General features: G+C 47.4%; 15 protein-coding genes. 3 read left to right on the top strand and 12 right to left on the bottom strand.

Going from position 1 to position 16,198, the window contains the following annotated elements; genetic code table 11:
* Window positions 1–119 precede the first annotated feature (119 nt).
* Window positions 120–3,251, top strand: coding sequence for a VPS10 domain-containing protein (locus RT717_RS04410; protein ID WP_317490518.1), 3,132 nt, complete (start codon window positions 120–122; stop codon window positions 3,249–3,251).
* Between the two features lie 79 nt (window positions 3,252–3,330).
* Here RT717_RS04410 and RT717_RS04415 read toward each other — a convergent pair whose 3' ends face one another.
* The 3 genes from RT717_RS04415 to RT717_RS04425 form a co-directional block, all read right to left on the bottom strand.
* The gene (locus tag RT717_RS04415; protein WP_317490519.1) at window positions 3,331–3,597 is read right to left on the bottom strand and encodes a type II toxin-antitoxin system RelE family toxin; all 267 of its coding nucleotides are present in this window, start codon (window positions 3,595–3,597) and stop codon (window positions 3,331–3,333) included.
* Window positions 3,594–3,791, bottom strand: coding sequence for a hypothetical protein (locus tag RT717_RS04420; RefSeq protein ID WP_317490520.1), 198 nt, complete (start codon window positions 3,789–3,791; stop codon window positions 3,594–3,596). Before RT717_RS04420 ends, RT717_RS04415 begins: the two co-directional genes overlap by 4 nt.
* A gap of 67 nt (window positions 3,792–3,858) precedes the next feature.
* Window positions 3,859–4,053: a DUF433 domain-containing protein gene (locus RT717_RS04425; RefSeq protein WP_317490521.1), complete on the bottom strand. Its 195-nt coding sequence runs from the start codon at window positions 4,051–4,053 to the stop codon at window positions 3,859–3,861.
* A gap of 425 nt (window positions 4,054–4,478) precedes the next feature.
* Between RT717_RS04425 and RT717_RS04430 the strand changes: the two genes are divergently transcribed.
* Window positions 4,479–6,875 (top strand): GH92 family glycosyl hydrolase, encoded by a 2,397-nt coding sequence (locus RT717_RS04430; RefSeq protein WP_317490522.1) that lies wholly within the window; start codon window positions 4,479–4,481, stop codon window positions 6,873–6,875.
* A gap of 241 nt (window positions 6,876–7,116) precedes the next feature.
* Entirely contained in the window at window positions 7,117–8,154 is a 1,038-nt protein-coding gene (locus RT717_RS04435; protein ID WP_317490523.1) for a WD40/YVTN/BNR-like repeat-containing protein, read from the top strand.
* Window positions 8,155–8,253: 99 nt separating this feature from the next.
* On the opposite strand, the gene RT717_RS04440 is transcribed toward RT717_RS04435, so the two are convergent.
* The 9 genes from RT717_RS04440 to RT717_RS04480 form a co-directional block, all read right to left on the bottom strand.
* Window positions 8,254–8,412 (bottom strand): hypothetical protein, encoded by a 159-nt coding sequence (locus RT717_RS04440; RefSeq protein WP_317490524.1) that lies wholly within the window; start codon window positions 8,410–8,412, stop codon window positions 8,254–8,256.
* Between the two features lie 322 nt (window positions 8,413–8,734).
* Entirely contained in the window at window positions 8,735–10,555 is a 1,821-nt protein-coding gene (locus tag RT717_RS04445) for a type II CAAX endopeptidase family protein (protein WP_317490525.1), read from the bottom strand.
* A 77-nt stretch (window positions 10,556–10,632) separates the two neighbouring features.
* Window positions 10,633–10,887, bottom strand: a complete 255-nt coding sequence (locus RT717_RS04450) for a hypothetical protein (protein ID WP_317490526.1) — start codon at window positions 10,885–10,887, stop codon at window positions 10,633–10,635.
* A 138-nt stretch (window positions 10,888–11,025) separates the two neighbouring features.
* The gene (locus tag RT717_RS04455; protein WP_317490527.1) at window positions 11,026–11,622 is read right to left on the bottom strand and encodes a short chain dehydrogenase; all 597 of its coding nucleotides are present in this window, start codon (window positions 11,620–11,622) and stop codon (window positions 11,026–11,028) included.
* 21 nt (window positions 11,623–11,643) lie between these two features.
* A complete protein-coding gene (locus tag RT717_RS04460) occupies window positions 11,644–12,552 on the bottom strand; it encodes an NAD(P)/FAD-dependent oxidoreductase (protein ID WP_317490528.1) in 909 nt (302 codons plus the stop codon).
* A gap of 16 nt (window positions 12,553–12,568) precedes the next feature.
* Window positions 12,569–12,793, bottom strand: coding sequence for a hypothetical protein (locus RT717_RS04465; protein WP_317490529.1), 225 nt, complete (start codon window positions 12,791–12,793; stop codon window positions 12,569–12,571).
* 84 nt (window positions 12,794–12,877) lie between these two features.
* Window positions 12,878–13,735: an AraC family transcriptional regulator gene (locus RT717_RS04470; protein ID WP_317490530.1), complete on the bottom strand. Its 858-nt coding sequence runs from the start codon at window positions 13,733–13,735 to the stop codon at window positions 12,878–12,880.
* A 144-nt stretch (window positions 13,736–13,879) separates the two neighbouring features.
* A complete protein-coding gene (locus tag RT717_RS04475) occupies window positions 13,880–14,353 on the bottom strand; it encodes an SRPBCC family protein (RefSeq protein WP_317490531.1) in 474 nt (157 codons plus the stop codon).
* A gap of 118 nt (window positions 14,354–14,471) precedes the next feature.
* A complete protein-coding gene (locus tag RT717_RS04480; protein WP_317490532.1) occupies window positions 14,472–16,094 on the bottom strand; it encodes a M1 family metallopeptidase in 1,623 nt (540 codons plus the stop codon).
* Window positions 16,095–16,198 lie beyond the last annotated feature (104 nt).

The raw sequence follows: 16,198 nt of genomic DNA on the forward strand, positions 1-16,198 counted from the left end.
TGGTTTTGTGGGCAGATGTCGGAAGTATGGCCGAAGGTTGGTTGTTTTCTCCATCCATCCTTTTGCCGGTTGAGTTATCGGTGTTTGGTTAATAACTTTCCTTCGTTAAACATACAGGTATGATTTCTGAAAAGCACATCAAATACGTTCTCATTTTTGCCATGAGTATTGCTACCCTTTCTGGCAGTCTCGCACAAAAATTCCCTTCCGATAAATTCCAAAACCTCAAAATTCGCAATGTAGGCCCGGCCAATATGAGCGGGCGAATTACCGCCATTGCTGCTGTGGCCGACACTCCCACGAAGGTTATTTACATAGGTGCTGCCTCTGGAGGGGTGTGGAAATCAGAGAATGGTGGCACTGCCTGGGAAAGTATTTTTGATGATGCCCCAACCGTTAATATTGGCGCTATTGCCGTGCAGCAGAGCAACCCCAGTGTGGTATGGGCGGGTACTGGTGAGGGCAACCCCCGCAACTCCATGAACCTGGGTTTGGGCCTGTTCAAGTCGTTGGATGCTGGAAAAACGTGGAAGAGAGTAGGGCTGGAAAACTCCAAAACGATTCATAGGATTATCATTGATCCGAGTGACGGCAACACGGTATACGTAGGTGTGATGGGCGATCCGTTTACGCCACATACCGAACGGGGCTTGTACAAGACAACAGACGGTGGCCTTACCTGGAAGAAAATCCTTTATACCAACGACAAGTCTGGTGTTGCCGATCTGGTGATGGATCCAACTAACCCAAACAAGCTGCTTGCTGCCATGTATGAGCATCGGCGCACGCCCTACAGCTTCACGTCAGGTGGTCCAGGGTCTGGACTGTATATGACTTATAATGGTGGTGAGACCTGGAAGAGGCTGAGTGAAAAAGAAGGACTACCTGCGGGTGAGCTGGGTAGGATAGGATTGGCCATTGCCCCGAGTAACCCGGATCGGATTTATGCCAAAGTGGAGGCTACCAAAAATGCGCTTTATCGCAGCGACGACGGCGGCTTGTCGTGGAAGATGATCAACGATAATCCCCGGTTTACCAACAACAGGCCGTTCTACTTTCAGGAGCTGGCTGTGGACACCAAAGACCCGAACAGGCTCTACAACATCTACCAGCCACTGCATGTGAGCTACGACGGCGGTGTGTCTTTCGATCCGGTGCCGATGATCCCCGCTGACGAGACCAAGGGCATCCACGCCGACTTCCATGCCTTTTGGGTAGACCCCAACGATCCCACTTTCTTTATCATTGGTGGCGATGGAGGCATTGGCATCACCCACGACCATGGCAAAGCCTGGTATTTCCCTGAAACAATCCCCGTGGCACAGTTTTACCACATCAATGTGGATGAAGACATGCCCTACAATGTGTACGGCGGCATGCAGGACAACGGCAACTGGTCGGGCCCTGGTTATGTGTGGAAACGGGGTGGCATCCGCACGCTGTACTGGCAGTACCTGGTGGGTGGCGACGGCTTTATTATCCAGCCTGATTCGGTCGACTCCCGCTTTGGTTATGGTACTTCCCAAAATGGGGAGCTTTATCGCTATGACAAGCTGACGGGCTATTACCAGCACATTCAACCCAGGGCACCGAACATGAACACCCGCCTGCGCTACAACTGGAACGCTGGGTTTGCGCAGGATCCAAACAACAACGATGTGGCTTACCACGGCAGTCAGTTTGTGCACAAAACCACCGACAAGGGAAAAACCTGGACGATCATTTCGCCTGACCTCACCACCAATAACCCCGATCACCAAAAGCAGGACTACGGCGGACTCACCATTGATGCTTCCGGGGCGGAGATTTACAATTCGATCATAAGTCTGGCCGTGAGCTACCTTGACAAAAACGTTATTTGGGCGGGGTCTGACGATGGACTTGTGCATTTGACCAAGGACGGAGGCAAAACCTGGACGAATGTCACTGCCAATATCAAAGGCCTTCCAAAACAGGCTTGGCTTGCTCAGATGCAAACATCGTCCCACAAAGCAGGTGAAGTATGGCTGGTGGCCAATAACTATCGGCAGGGCGATTATGCACCTTACTTGTTTCGCACGCAGGACTACGGGAAAACCTGGGTACGCATGGCTGAAGCCAGTCAGGTAAAAGGGTATGCGTTGTCGGTGATGCCCGACAGCAAAGAACCAAAGCTGGTGTTTCTGGGGACTGAAAATGGTCTGTGGATCAGCATAGACGAAGGCAAGACCTGGGAGCAATTCAAGAATGGCTTTCCCTCTGTGTCTACGATGGACATGACGATACAGCAACGGGAATCGGCGCTGATTGTGGGCACCTTCGGTCGGGCCATTTGGGTGCTGGATGATCTGTTGTCGCTGCGTGAATTAGCCAAAGGCAAGCTGGATCAGCAGCCGTTGACAGCTTTACCAGTCAACGACGCCGTGCAGGTAAAGGGCTTGTTCATCAATCCCCCCGGCAATATCTGGACAGGCTTTTATACTACTTTCGAGGGTGCCAACAAGCCATTTCAGAAAGTGGAAATTCCGTTTTTTATCAAAGACAACAAAGCAGGTGACAAAGCCATGGCTGAGATGTACAATGCCAACAACCAGCTGATCCAAACAATAAGCACTGACAGTGTGGTGGCTGGGCTCAACTACATTACCTGGAAGCTCGACGAGCAAATGGCCCGCCTGCCGGGTGCGTGGGCAGGTGAGGACTCACGGGATATTCCTGTGCTGCCCGGCGACTATAAAATCGTGGTCAAGTATGGCGATGCCAGTTCAGAAACGGCGGTGAAGGTGATTCCCGATCCACGGTTTGAATACGACGAGGAGGTGGACAAGGCTGTGTATACTTTAAGCAAACGCCTGAATGTTTCTACTGAAAAGCTGGCCAGTGCCATGGCCAGGTTGCAAGCGAGCGACAAAACGATAGAACATGTGCTAACCCAGGCTAAAGCGGTCGCAGCCAAAGAAGTTGTGACGGCTTCCGAAGCCATACAGCAAAAAATCAAAGCGCTTAACGACCTGGCCCGTGCCCCACGCCCCGATAAGCAGGTGGGTGCCTGGCAGTCGTTTGCCGTAACGGCGACGTCTAAGATGAGTGATGCTGCTCAGGCGCTGAGAGGCCGACTTTTTGTGCCTACCAGCCAGGACGTGAAGGTAATCGAAGAGGCCGAGCAGTTGGTTGGGGACTTTGTGAAAGCGGTGGATAGTTTCTACGCTACCGAATGGGCTGCCTACAAAAAGCAGGTGGAGGAAGCGGAGCTGAGCTGGTTTCGGGAGTGATGATAGTCTCCACAATCGATGGCTGGGTTTTGTTGGCGCTGTTGCTCAAACGAGGACTTAAGCGAAAACTAATTTTTCTCTACGGAAAGTATTTGTAGACATCCTTTCGGGGAAGAAACCTGATGAAATCGACCGTGTCTCCTACTATTGAAACGCCTATCCTAAAATCTCCCAGCCTAACCCGGAAATAGCTATGAGCTCCTTTCAGCTTCTTGATATTTTTGACCTCACTTATATTTCCAGAGGCTTGTATTTGTTCGATGGTGTCGGCGAGTTGTGTCAGTAGTTTTTTATCCTTTATCTTTTTAGTATCCTTCTCAAAAGACTTGTCGATACAAACCTTCATTTACGAAGATTGTTAATGAAATCCTCGGTATCGACATATTCTCCCGTCTTTGCATCTTCAATGAGATATACCATCGCTAAATCCTCAGCATCTTCCTTGCTCAAGATCTTGGTTTTAATTCCTAATTTATTTGCTAGTTCTATGAGTAGCTTCATGTCAGAATCAGAATCACTGGATAAAATAGCTGTTTTCATTGTTTCTATACTTTGCCTAAATATTAGCATTATCGATTTCTTTTCAAATGCACCGTTTGGTCAGGTGTCAGCCCGTTGCCAAACATGCCAAGATATCATTTTCCTCCAGGCCAGGATAATCTTCCAAGATTTCGGCATGGGTCGACCCTGCTGACAAAAGGTCTAGAATCAAGTCGACCGTATATCGTTTGTTTCTAATGGTAGGCTTTCCATGGCAAATGTCGGGATTGACTGTAATTCTATTTAAGAGTTGATTTTCCATACTGTGAAGTTACGAAATTATGCTGTGAGAAGATACAAGCTACAACGCTCCATGTGTGATTCGGAGTGCTTTTGGGATCAACAAACGTTTAGTTTACCCCAGTTTGCATGATATAATGTGGTTGAAGAGGGCGAACAACTCGTGAATTTGTCAAGTCTGCCGACAGCTTTTACCCGACCGAATGGCTGACCACAAAGAGCACGTGGAGGAGGCGAAGCTAAGTTGGTTTAGGGAGTGAGTTGGGTGTAAATTGGCAAGAAGAAAAAGAGAGCTAGATACTCGCCTGTTTTATTTGTTCTTTGTTTCTCACGATATCGGTACTCAAACGACGACGACAGAGGTTCCCATTCTTTTCGGCCGTTTCGGCATTGATCATTGTAAATACTATTTTAGTCGGCTACTCAAGATTTTTAAATTTTAGCACGATGCCCTTACGATTTTCGACCTCCTTTTTGCGTTTCAAACTCGCCCTGGTTTTGGCGGTATTTGCCCATCAGGTTGCCTTCGCTCAGAGCTCCGGCCAGGCACTAACAAGCCACGTTAATCCTTTTTTGGGAACGGATTTTTTCGGGCACACTTTTCCCGGCCCGGCCCTTCCCTATGGAATGGTTCATTTGAGTCCGGATGTGGGAACCGACGGATGGACGTATTGTGCCGGCTATATCTATCAGTCAACTTCGATTATTGGCTTCAGCCATACTCATTGGAGTGGTGTGGGCATGGTGAATGGCGGTGAGGTGATGCTTATGCCCACAGTGGGCAATATGCTGCAGGTAGTCCCGGGCACAGAGGAAAACCCGGATAGTGGCTATCGTTCCCGCTACTCACACCTGGAGGAGGAAGCATCACCTGGCTATTACTCAGTCATGCTCAAAGACTACGATGTGAAGGTGGAACTGACCACCACCCGGCGTGTTGGGCTGCATCGCTATACTTTCCCCAAAGCAGCAAACTCCAGGGTGATACTGGACCTGGGGCATCAGATAGGAAGTACTTATTCCGAGGAAAACTCGGAATTGAGTATAGTGAATAACAGTCGGATTGAAGGGGTGAAAACGACCCAGCAGGGCAAGTTGTATTTTGTTGCTGAATTCAGTAAGCCGTTTCTATACTACGGTACCTTCGATGCCAACTATGTGACTCCAGAGTCGGGCGCCAGTATTTTTCCTTATAAAAGTGGAGAAGCCGGTAAGAAAATTGGGGCCTTTGTGCAGTTTGAAACCGACGAGAAAGAGCAAGTCCTTGTAAAAGTGGGGATTTCTTATGTCGACTTGGCAGGAGCAAGGAAGAACCTGGAAGCTGAAATTCCCGATTGGGATTTTGAACAGGTAAGAAAGGCGGCCAGTCAGGTTTGGGAAAAGGAGCTTTCTACCATTCAAATTGATGGCGCTTCCGACAATCAAAAGCAGATTTTCTATTCCGCCCTCTACCGCTCGTTCTTGTCGCAATACATATCCCAGGACGTAGATGGCAGGTACAGGGGATCCGACGGTAAAATACACGTCGCTAAAGGCTTCGATTTTTACGGTTCTTTTTCGTGTTGGGACACCTATCGTTCGCAACATCCTTTGTTAACCTTAACTGCACCGGAGCATGTCAATGATTTTATCCGGTCGATTGAAGCCAAAGTAGATAACTTTGGGTGGCTGCCTGCTCAGCATTTTCAGGGTGTTTTTAAGGAGTCGATGGTGGGCGACCACCTGATTCCGGTGATTGTGGATGCGTATATGAAAGGCTACCGTGACTATGACATTAAGAAGCTGTACGCTGCCATGCGCACCAAAGCCTTGCAAAACCCTCAGCCTCCTGTGCCTGAATACATGGGAAGAGCAGGTTTGGCGTATTACCTGGAGCTGGGCTACACACCTGTCGACCGGGTGACCGAAGCCGTGCCGAATACCCTGGAGCTTGCCTACGACGACTGGTGTATTGCGCAGCTGGCCCTGGAGCTCGGCAAGCAGGACGACTACAAGCTGTTTATGAAACGTGCCGGCAACTATGCCAAACTATGGGACAAGGAAACACAGTTTATGCGCCCCAGGAAAGCGGATGGAACATGGCTTGAGCCTCTGGGCAGCCATGAACAGGAAATTGAGCAATACGAGGGCCACCACTACTACAAATATTTTGATCCGTTGCTGGTGGGCCGTCGCCCCAACCGGCACTATACGGAATCCAATGCCTGGCAGTACGTTTGGTCGGTGCAGCACGATCCCCAGGGGTTGATTGATCTCTTTGGCGGCAATAAAGCGTTTACCAAAAAGCTGGATACGTTTTTTGAGATGAGCCCACTGATTACGCCGCCCAAATACGTCGGTGTGGTGGGCACCATAGGCCAGTATGTGCACGGCAACCAACCCTCGCATCATGTGGCCTATTTGTACAATTATGCAGGCCAACCCTGGAAAACGCAGGAGCGAGTCCGGCAGATTTGCGAAGAGCTGTATCGGCCGGGGCCGGGTGGGTTGTGCGGCAACGAAGACATGGGCTCATTGTCATCCTGGTATGTACTCAGCTCCCTGGGTATTTATGCCGTCACGCCCGGTTCTCCCAATTATGTGATTGGCAGCCCACTGTTTGGGGAGGCCACCCTTCAGCTCGCTGGAAATAAAACCTTTGCGATCAAAGCGCTCAACAACTCTAAAGACAATAAGTACATTAAGTCGGCGACATTAAATGGTGCTGCCTTCAACCGCACCTGGATTACCCAGGATGAAATCACAGCAGGAGGTGAGCTCATCTTCCGGATGGGGCCAACACCCAATGAGAAATGGGGTACGGGACGAGGCGCAGCGCCACCTTCGATGTCGGTAGGGAATTGAAGTCAGAAGGGTAAATTTCAAAGGGCCGACTATAGTAGGAGGTATGTGGCGATGCAATCGCCTGACTCACCATGTCCTCCCGGGCGGGCCGGCGTTTCCGCTAGCACTCAAACGAGGACGATAGGAGCTTTGCCCCCATCTTTTTACGTATCATTTACAATCATTTTACAAATGAAATGGCTGCATACGGCTGTCATGCCTGTAGTTTTGAGTTATCATTTTCATTAAAACCAAATTCGCTATGAATTTCATGCTACTAACCCTTTTGTATGGTCTGCTTCATTTCTTTGCTGGCGATCAGCCTTCAGAACCGTCACCTGAAACAAAGATGGTTGAACTGACTAAACAGACTGAATCCACCAACATCATTCTCCAATCAAAAGATGGCGGCCAGACGTGGCAAGATATCAGCCACGGTTTGCCTGAATTGGAAGAGCGTATGGTTTTTTTTGCCAGTGAGTCAGAAATTTATTTAAGTACTAAAGGTGCATTGTATCACAGCAGGACTCATCTTAAAATGCCCGTTTGGGAAAAGGAGAATGTTACTGAGCTAAAAAGTACTTCCATTACTTTCAATCAATCCGGAGTGATGGCCTACAGTAATGATGGGCACATTTATCGAAAAAAGCCCTTAGCAGACATGTGGTTGCCGATATATACAAGTCTTATAACGCATTCGGTAGCAACTATCTTTGAAACGTCTGATGGGACGGTATTTATGGGTACAGGCAAGAGTCTTTCCAAATCTACCGACAAAGCACAAAGCTGGAAGCCAGTCCAAAAAGGCTGGGTTGATAATATCGTGGAGTCAGAAGGTGTTCTATTGGCTACTGGTCAACAGGGGATCATGCGCTCGACCGACAATGGTGACACCTGGGAATGGGTCATCAGCGAGGGGGGCGTAGGCATAGCTGTTGAACGTATCGATGGTGGGTTTGCTGCGATAGCCTACAACACTCGAACTCAATCCAGAAGGATACACACTTCATTTGATGGTGGCAAAACCTGGCAAGCCATTGATGAAGGACTTCAGCCTTCTAAGAACATTTCATCTGTTAAGCAAATGGGTAACTATTTATTCGTCGGTCATCCGGATGGTATATTCCGTTCATCGGACATGGGTAACACATGGCAGCGTGTTCACGCAGGCTTTGGCAACCCGCTATATGCTTCACTGAAATTCGCCTTGTGGACGCCGGCAGCACCTGTTGAGAAAGTATTTAAACTCTATGTTTCCGACAATGTACTCTACGCTGTGGCAGTATCTCCTGGGTGCTGAGTAAACCGCCCTACAATTGAAATCCCGCAAGTGCCTGCGGGATTTTTTTTGTGGTGATGGCTGAGTAGTTTTGCTTAGGTCATCGCCGGTGCCCTTTTGTTAAATCTTAAATCGAAGCTGCGTCTTTTTTGCTCTTCCATTCGTTGTGGTCATCGAAATTAAACCACACCAGCCATTTTGTCCAAACAAAGCCTTTGCTTTTTCTCCGTCAAGAACTTCAAGTTGTTTTATATTTTGGATTGTCAATTCCTCACTCAATCGTTCAATAGTTTGTTTGTCTGTGTTATTTGTTATTTGAAGTAAATGCCCTTCAACAATAAGGATCGGTTGACAAAGACCATCTTGCTTGTTTTCGTTTTCTCTGTCTTGAGAATCAATCTGTCACCAATGTTTTTAACATAGATGTCTGTGTCAGCTAAAATTCTAGCTCGGATAATTGCCAAACGTGTCGACAGTTCGTTTTCGTTTCGCAGTTTATTAATCAAGGCAAGGTTTTCCTCTTCTGTTAGAATCAGTTGTACGCTAACGTGTCAGTAAATTAGAAGTCCAAGTATAAGTGTCAGTGTTTGAAGTCTCATATCTACATTCGCATAATCGCAATAAAAGCAAAAAAATTATTGGTTGCGTGAAAGCTTAACGCTGGCACCAGACTATTTGATTTTTTCGCCATCCACCCCACGATGATCCCTGTTGAAAAGTAAAAAAGAAAAAGTGAGGTGTTCTCATGCAGAAGTGCAAATAGCGCCGACTGAATCACATTGGCAGCAATAAATTTGATCCTGCGATCTAAGCTGTTGAGGATGATGCCTCTGAAAATAAATTCCTCGTAAAACGGAACTATGACTACTGCGAGGAGAAAAGCTAAAAAAGGGTGATAGTATTGGTTAATTGATTTCAAATAATCCATGACGCTGCTGAGCATAGAAGCCTCCAATCCAGGTAAAATTCCATTTCGTGCTAAAGCAAAATAACTAGTTCTAAATAAGAATGCGAATAGCATCCCTAAACCAATACTTTTTCCAATTTTCCATTCTGTTGATTGAAGGACTCGGAAATCTGTTTTTTTAAGATATCCTAGAGTCATTATCAACATCAAAAAGAAGTAAGCAATTGCTTGATTGGCCTGATTCAAGCTTATTTTGTTCTCTTCCCCTACGTACATGTCACTGAAAAATGTAGAAAGAAGGTCTGGATAGTTAAAAATCATCCAAACTAAAACGTCGATGACAATGACAAAAGAAGATATTATCCAGAAATCAGTTAAGCGCCAATTGGATGATTTTAATGCTGGGGCATCATTTTCTATACCGAATCTTCTTGAAATAAAATCAATTGGCAATACATATATGTAAGGGATAGAGAAGGGGATAACTAACAATAAAAGAAACAAAACCAACTTGAATATATCGTTAAACTTCCAACCTCTAAATGGAGCTTTGAACAACAACATGAATCGATACTTTCCAAAAGTATCGTTGTGGAAGCTCTCCTCCATAAGTTGGTTATAAGTGGCAAGAAGTGTGTCAGGTGGACTGTGTTGATAGTCAAATACAAACAAGTCATGTAGAACTGCTGATTTATCATAGGATGACGACAAGTCTCTCAGTAAATACTTTCTGGCTTCCGAATACTTTTCATTGACTATTAGTGCTTGGGCTATTTTACCATTGTCAATGTATAATGTTGTATCCTTCTGAATAAGTTGGAATAACTCAAGAGCTTTCTTGTCTACACCAAGTTCTAATAGTAGAATAGCTTTGTTGTAAGACATTAAATTATCATCTGCTGAATCAATACTGCTTAGCAAAAGCTCAGTTGCTTTGCTGTAGAGGTTCTTTTTTTTATATTGTTGAGCAAGCAAGTAGGTGAGGTCAAGTGTGTCATTTAAAGATTGAGCTAGTTCTGCACTTTCTATGACCTGATCCGGTGTACCATTATACTCATATGTATTTGCTAATTTTTGGTAGGCGATAGACAATTCTTGATTGGTCCAGCTATTGGGATCTGAACGATTCATTTCCAATATCTTGTTTGCAACTGTGACAGCGGAATCTCCCCAGGAGTGGGCTAACTGATAAAGTAAAACTTTATGATTGGTTGGAAAATCTGAGATTATTCCCTCAACGCAGTTGGTGTACTCTCTTTCTAAAGGGTTGTAGTCATCATATGCATCATAGAAAGCAGTTCCAATGAGCTCACAATGTTCAAGTCTAACATCAACATCCTCTGGGTGTTGCGCAAGATATCTTTCAAAACCAACTATAACTTGTTTGTAGAGTGAATCTCGTGAATTATCAAGAGTCAGCAAATAGTCTGCGGCCTTTAGTGGCTTTTCGTCTTGGGCACGCAAAACATTGGAAATTAAGAGCAAAAGGGTAACCCTGAAGAAGACAGAATGCATTTGGTATTTTTGCTAAGGTTCAATTGAGAAATTTATACTTACATCCCGGTAACACGATATAGTTCATGTTATACGTCTTAGATGTCATCGGTGAATATACACCAAAATGATGCTCCTGAAAATATGTTTTTTGGAAAGATTACTCCACCAATTGCCGGCAGAAAAGCCCCACCCTGGTGAGTAGAGATGGCGCCAGGGGCATCAGCGGAGCAGAGGCTGCCAGCCTTTGGGTCAACGAACAGGTACCGGTGGCTGTGCAATGACATGAGCAGCATGACCGTGCCATCGATTAGCTCCTGCCATTGGACCGTCTTGAGCCGGTAGGCAAGCAAGATGTCGCCGCCGAGGCTTTCAAAGTGATTCCAATCAACGCTGTAGCTCAGTCTGCCAGGTTGGAGGCTGTAGCTGTGTACTTAACAGAATATAAAAGACCACCCGACAGGATGGTCTCGTTGTCACAGCTTTGTTGACTAATGGGTTTTGATCACCTGACCGGTACCAGCACCGAACACACTTTTGCGAAAACCATATTCCAACTGCCTCATCGTTGTTGGTATTTCTCCGGGAAAAAAGGGAAAGTACTGTGGTGAGTTTTCAATCACCGTTGGACTTACGGCATTGATCCTGATCCCATTTTCCAGTTCAATGGCCGCTGCCCGAACGAATCCCTCCACCGCCCCATTGGCCGCCGATGCGTTGGCAAAGTTCCGCTGGGGCTCATCCGTCAATGCCCCGGTGATCAAAGTAAAAGAACCTTTGGGCTTGATGTAGCGCTGACCAATCAATACCAGGTTGATCTGCCCCATCATTTTGCCCTCCACTCCCTGGCGAAACTCTTTGTCGGTGAGGTTCTTCCACGGCCCAACAAATGTAGGCCCGGCGGTGCAAATCAGTGCGTCAAATGCGCCGGTTGTTTTGTACATGTTTTCGATGGACTCGGGCGAGGTAATGTCTACCTGCACATCCATTCCGTGACGATCTCCCCGAACGATTTCGTGTTCTTTTTCAAAAGCTTTTGACAAAAAGCTTCCCATGGTGCCTGACGCACCTACAATGATCATCTTCATGATTCGTGTTTTTTTGTTTGATTAAAATTCTTCTTCTATCAGCTCTTTGTTCACCATCAATCCCGTGGTTGTGCCCATCGAGACCGCATTGGCAACCGTGCGCATGCGGGTGACGTTGTCGCCGCAAGCATATACACCTGGCACCGAAGTTTTTTGCGCAGTGTCTACATTGATGTAGCCATCGCTGGTGAGCTCGCAGCCCAGTTGTTGTGGAGTGTCGCAGTGCTGCTGAAAAGGGAGCCTGGAATAGAGGGCAGTGACCAGCTCTGCCCTGCCGGTCTTGAACTGGACGCTACTGAGGTAGCCGTTTGTTTGGTCTAACTTGTAGATTTGATCTTCTACGATGTTGATCTTATGATTGTACAGACTGGTAGTTTGCTCATGCGTGAGCGTGCTGTTGCCGTTGGTATATAGCGTTAGGTCGCTTGTCCAATTGGCAATGAGCATGCAGAATTCATAGCCACTATCGCCGTTGGCGAGTATGCCGGTTTTCTGGCCTCGCACTTCGTATCCGTGGCAATAGGGGCAGTGGAGTAAGCTTTTACCCCAGCTCTCCTTAAAACCCGGAATCTCAGGCATAACGTCTTTGATGCCAGTCGCAAAAACTAATTTCCTGGCTGTAAACGATTCGCCGGATGGCACAAAAACCTCAAAGCCACTCTCCAGTTTTCTGGCACTTTGCACCCGGTCGTTCAGAAAGCTTACCGTGGCGTAAGCCGACACCTGCTGTTTGGCTATTGAAGCAATTTCTGCCGGGGCTGTGCCGTCCTGCGTAAGGAAATTGTGCGAGTGTGGCGTTTGCTTGTTGCAGGGTTTTCCACTGTCGATGATCAGCACCTTTCTCAGCGCTCTGCCTAGTGCGAGGCCTGTAGCCAGTCCGGCATAGCTTCCTCCAACGATGATTACATCGTACTTTATTGCAGTCTCCATGTTGTTGCGGTTTGCTTTATTTTGCATTTGCCTTGCCTGAAAATTGAGCGATCAGCCGGTCGAGTAAAGGAACGCCTACGAACATCATCCACGGAACCAGAGAAATGGTCAGGATAAAAGTTCTTTGATAAAGTGGCAGCCCAGCCAGGCTTTCGCCAAAGACAGCCAGAAACACTGTGATGGAAGGATAGATGACCAGCCATATTTTCAGCGAGGCCATCAGGCGTGTTTTTTTGTTCATTTTGTTACTTGGTGAAACTTGATGTCACAAAAGTAAAGTGAACAAAAGGGGTGGGGATAGGACGAAAATGAAGTTGGATGGGACTTATCGGAAGTTCTTGCGAAAAGCATCCGGAGAGTGGCTTGTATGTTTTTTAAAAAACCGGATGAAATAGGAAACGTCCTCGTACCCCAGATCCCACGCAATGTCTTTCACCTGATTAGGGGTGGCGAGCAGGTAGCGTTTTGCTTCGAGTATAATCTGTTCGTCGATCAGTTGAGCGACAGTTTTACCTACCGACGCTTTGGTGATAGCATTCAACTGGTAGGGTGAGAGATTGAGCAGGTCGGCATATTGCGATACATTTTTTAATTCGCTGATCCGGGTCTCAAGCAGTTCAAGCAGTTCTTCAAATCGCTCCTGCGTATAGAGGTTACCATTGTTTGTCAGTTGACCTGGGTCAGGGCTCTGCCTGTTGTATGCTATGCAAAGGATTTCCAAATTGGCTTTGATGATATCGAGGTAGCCGTCCTGCTTGCTGGTGTATTCTTCAAAGATATCAGACAGGATACCGTCCAGTTTGTCGAACCTGCTGGCTTCAAGTTGGCAGAAGTTCTTGCCACTTGCTTTTCGCAGCCGCTGCGCAGTAGCCTGATCTTTGGAGCCGCAGAACTCCTGGTCAAATTCCATGAGATATCCGGTGGAGCCCATCTTTAGCTGGAGGCGGTGCACCTGACCCGGCCTCAGAAAAAACACGGATCGGTCGGATACCTGATAGGGAGTGAAATCAATTTCATGAACGCCTTCACCCTGGGCGACCGCCAGAATAAAAAAGAAGTTGTGCCGGTGCAGGGCGTGCAGCATGTCTTTCCCCTCGAAGATATCCTGTAGCCTCCGGATACTACATCGCCCAAAAGCCTGCCCACTGGTGGTACGAATGTCTCTGATGGGGATTTTCTCCATATAGCGTCGTCGATGAGTAGTCAGCCCTAATGCCTCGATAGAGCTTTTGCTTCAAGGTTGATTTCGGCATTGTTAATTTACAGCTTAGCCTCATTATTGCGACCATTCCGGCACATGTTTTTCGCTACTGCATTCGACCTGCTCCTAACCCTCGCAAATCTCCTTCAGCCTGTTCAATGCCTTTGGCCACATTTCGCTGAACATTTCGGCAAAAGCATCCGCCGTGTCCAAGTCTACCGTCACTGCAGTCACCCCATTGCGTTCTTTGAAGGTGTAGTTTTCCATAGCGCCAGCCCACATTTCAACCATGGCGCCGGAGGTGATTTCCTGATCGCCATCCACCATGCCGTAATGACTGACAGATACGAACTCAGCGGGTTTGTTTTCCAGTATTTTGGACACCATGCCGCCCCGCTTGCCGTCCTGATCAAGCCCTACGAAAAGTATTTTGCTGCCTTTGTCCCAGCTTCCCTCGTAAGAGCCTGCTGCCCCATCTGGATCGGGGTTGAAAGCGCTGGTCCAGTCTTGATAGCTTTTAATATCATCAAGGCCCAGCATCAGCCTGTAAACTTTTGTAGCAGGCGCCTTGACGTCCTGGAGAAATTGAAGATGTTTCATAGCAGTTTTATTGTAGTGTATTTTACCTATCAAAGATCGCTATTGCCAACAAATTTCTCGCTGTAGTAAAACGACAATTCAAGAGGGCGATTGCGCCATTTTCCTGAGCAAGCTAAGTCTATTCAATCTTGCTGGCATCCACGTAATAATCACTGTCTACCGTCAGCTTACGCATGGGCTGACCTAACGCTACGGTCTTCCAAGTGCTCTCAGGAATCAATCTTTGTGTTTTGCCGTCGATGCTCACCTCCACTGGTATCGCAAAACCTTCCACACAGTTAACCCATCTGTAGCTCAGGGTCGTATCGTCGGCTTTGTATTCCAACTTCGGGATCCTCACGTCTCTCAGGTATTGGTCAAAGAAAGGCTTCAGATCCATCCCTGACTTTTCAGCCAGGAAGGCTTCAATTTGCCCGGTGGTAACAGTTTGATGATAGAACTCCTCATTCAAACCCCGCAACATCGTGCGCCATTTTTCGTCGTCGTTCACCAGCTGGCGCAAAGTGTGCAGCATATTCGCTCCTTTCGAGTACATGTCGCCTGAGCCTGATTTATTCACCTCGTAGTAGCCAATGATAGGTCTGTCGTTGCGGATGTTCTTGCGTGTGCCAATGACGTATTCGGCACTGGCGTCTTTGCCGTAATAGTAGTCTACAAAAAGGTTCTCTGAGTAGGCAGTAAAGCCTTCGTGCACCCACATGTCAGCGATGTCTTTGTACGTGATGTTATTGGCAAACCACTCATGCCCCGACTCGTGCACAATGATGAAATCGAAGTTAAAGCCCCAGCCTGTGCCGCTTACGTCGGTGGTGTGGTAGCCGTTTTTGTAGAAGTTGCCATAGGTGACGCTGCTCTGGTGTTCCATGCCGTAGTAGGGCACTTCCACCAGCTTGTAGCTGTCTTCGTAAAAAGGGTAGGGCCCAAACCAGTGTTCAAAAGCCGCCAGCATTTTAGGCACTTCTTCGAAATGGGTTTTTGCTTTCTTCAGGTTGTCTCGCAACACGTAGTAGTCGCAGTCCAGCGGGCCTTTTTCTCCCTGGTACACCTCTCCAAAATGCAAGTAGTCACCCACGTTCACATTCACGCCGTAGTTGTTGATGGGATTGGACACAAACCACTCGAAGGTTTTTGTGCCATCGTTGTTGTCAGTAGTTTTTCGCAGGCGTCCGTTTGACACGTCCATCAGGTGGTCGGGCACTGTCACGCTGATGGTCATGCTGTCGGTTTCGTCGTACATGTGGTCTTTGCAGGGCCACCACAGGCTGGCACCATCCCCTTGGCAGGTAGTGACGATGAAGTCGTTGCCGTTGCTGTCCTTTGTCCAGGTAACACCTCCTTCCCAGGGCGGGAGCTTGCTCACTTGAGGCCTTCCACCATAACTGATTATCAGGTTGTTTACAGCCCCTGGCACCTGCTTTTTCTTGAGCGTAATGAACCACGCATTGCCCTCCTGTTTCACTTTAAGCGCTTTCCCATCTTCTGTTACGGCCGTGATTTTCATTGGGGGCTGCAAGTCAATCTGCATTATTTTGGCCGACTTAAGCACCTTGTAGGTGACGGTATTTTGCCCGGAGAAGGTTTTGTCTGATGGATCGACCTTGACCCCGAGGTTATAATGCACCAGATCCCACCATGCTCTTTCCGGGGTGATGGAGCCACGCAGGGTGTCCTGACGGGTGAACTTGGGTGCTTGGGCTAAACCTTCTGTCGATAATAAAAGGAAGATCAGGATAAATCTCATATTTAGTCTTTTGGGTTAGAAAGGTAGGTTTTTCAGCCTGTAGGACAAAGGGAAATCCTGGTGGCAGGTATTTAAAGGGTTTTCTGGTATGTCAATTTCAAAAA

The organism is Imperialibacter roseus, assembly GCF_032999765.1.
Taxonomy (GTDB): domain Bacteria; phylum Bacteroidota; class Bacteroidia; order Cytophagales; family Cyclobacteriaceae; genus Imperialibacter; species Imperialibacter roseus.

Bases quoted from the DNA above. Each gene is read 5' to 3' on its own strand.
- RT717_RS04410 (WP_317490518.1), top strand. From the start codon at position 120: ATGATTTCTGAAAAGCACATCAAATACGTTCTCATTTTTGCCATGAGT.
- RT717_RS04415 (WP_317490519.1), bottom strand. From the start codon at position 3,597: ATGAAGGTTTGTATCGACAAGTCTTTTGAGAAGGATACTAAAAAGATA.
- RT717_RS04420 (WP_317490520.1), bottom strand. From the start codon at position 3,791: ATGAAAACAGCTATTTTATCCAGTGATTCTGATTCTGACATGAAGCTA.
- RT717_RS04425 (WP_317490521.1), bottom strand. From the start codon at position 4,053: ATGGAAAATCAACTCTTAAATAGAATTACAGTCAATCCCGACATTTGC.
- RT717_RS04430 (WP_317490522.1), top strand. From the start codon at position 4,479: ATGCCCTTACGATTTTCGACCTCCTTTTTGCGTTTCAAACTCGCCCTG.
- RT717_RS04435 (WP_317490523.1), top strand. From the start codon at position 7,117: ATGAATTTCATGCTACTAACCCTTTTGTATGGTCTGCTTCATTTCTTT.
- RT717_RS04445 (WP_317490525.1), bottom strand. From the start codon at position 10,555: ATGCATTCTGTCTTCTTCAGGGTTACCCTTTTGCTCTTAATTTCCAAT.
- RT717_RS04455 (WP_317490527.1), bottom strand. From the start codon at position 11,622: ATGAAGATGATCATTGTAGGTGCGTCAGGCACCATGGGAAGCTTTTTG.
- RT717_RS04460 (WP_317490528.1), bottom strand. From the start codon at position 12,552: ATGGAGACTGCAATAAAGTACGATGTAATCATCGTTGGAGGAAGCTAT.
- RT717_RS04465 (WP_317490529.1), bottom strand. From the start codon at position 12,793: ATGAACAAAAAAACACGCCTGATGGCCTCGCTGAAAATATGGCTGGTC.
- RT717_RS04470 (WP_317490530.1), bottom strand. From the start codon at position 13,735: ATGGAGAAAATCCCCATCAGAGACATTCGTACCACCAGTGGGCAGGCT.
- RT717_RS04475 (WP_317490531.1), bottom strand. From the start codon at position 14,353: ATGAAACATCTTCAATTTCTCCAGGACGTCAAGGCGCCTGCTACAAAA.
- RT717_RS04480 (WP_317490532.1), bottom strand. From the start codon at position 16,094: ATGAGATTTATCCTGATCTTCCTTTTATTATCGACAGAAGGTTTAGCC.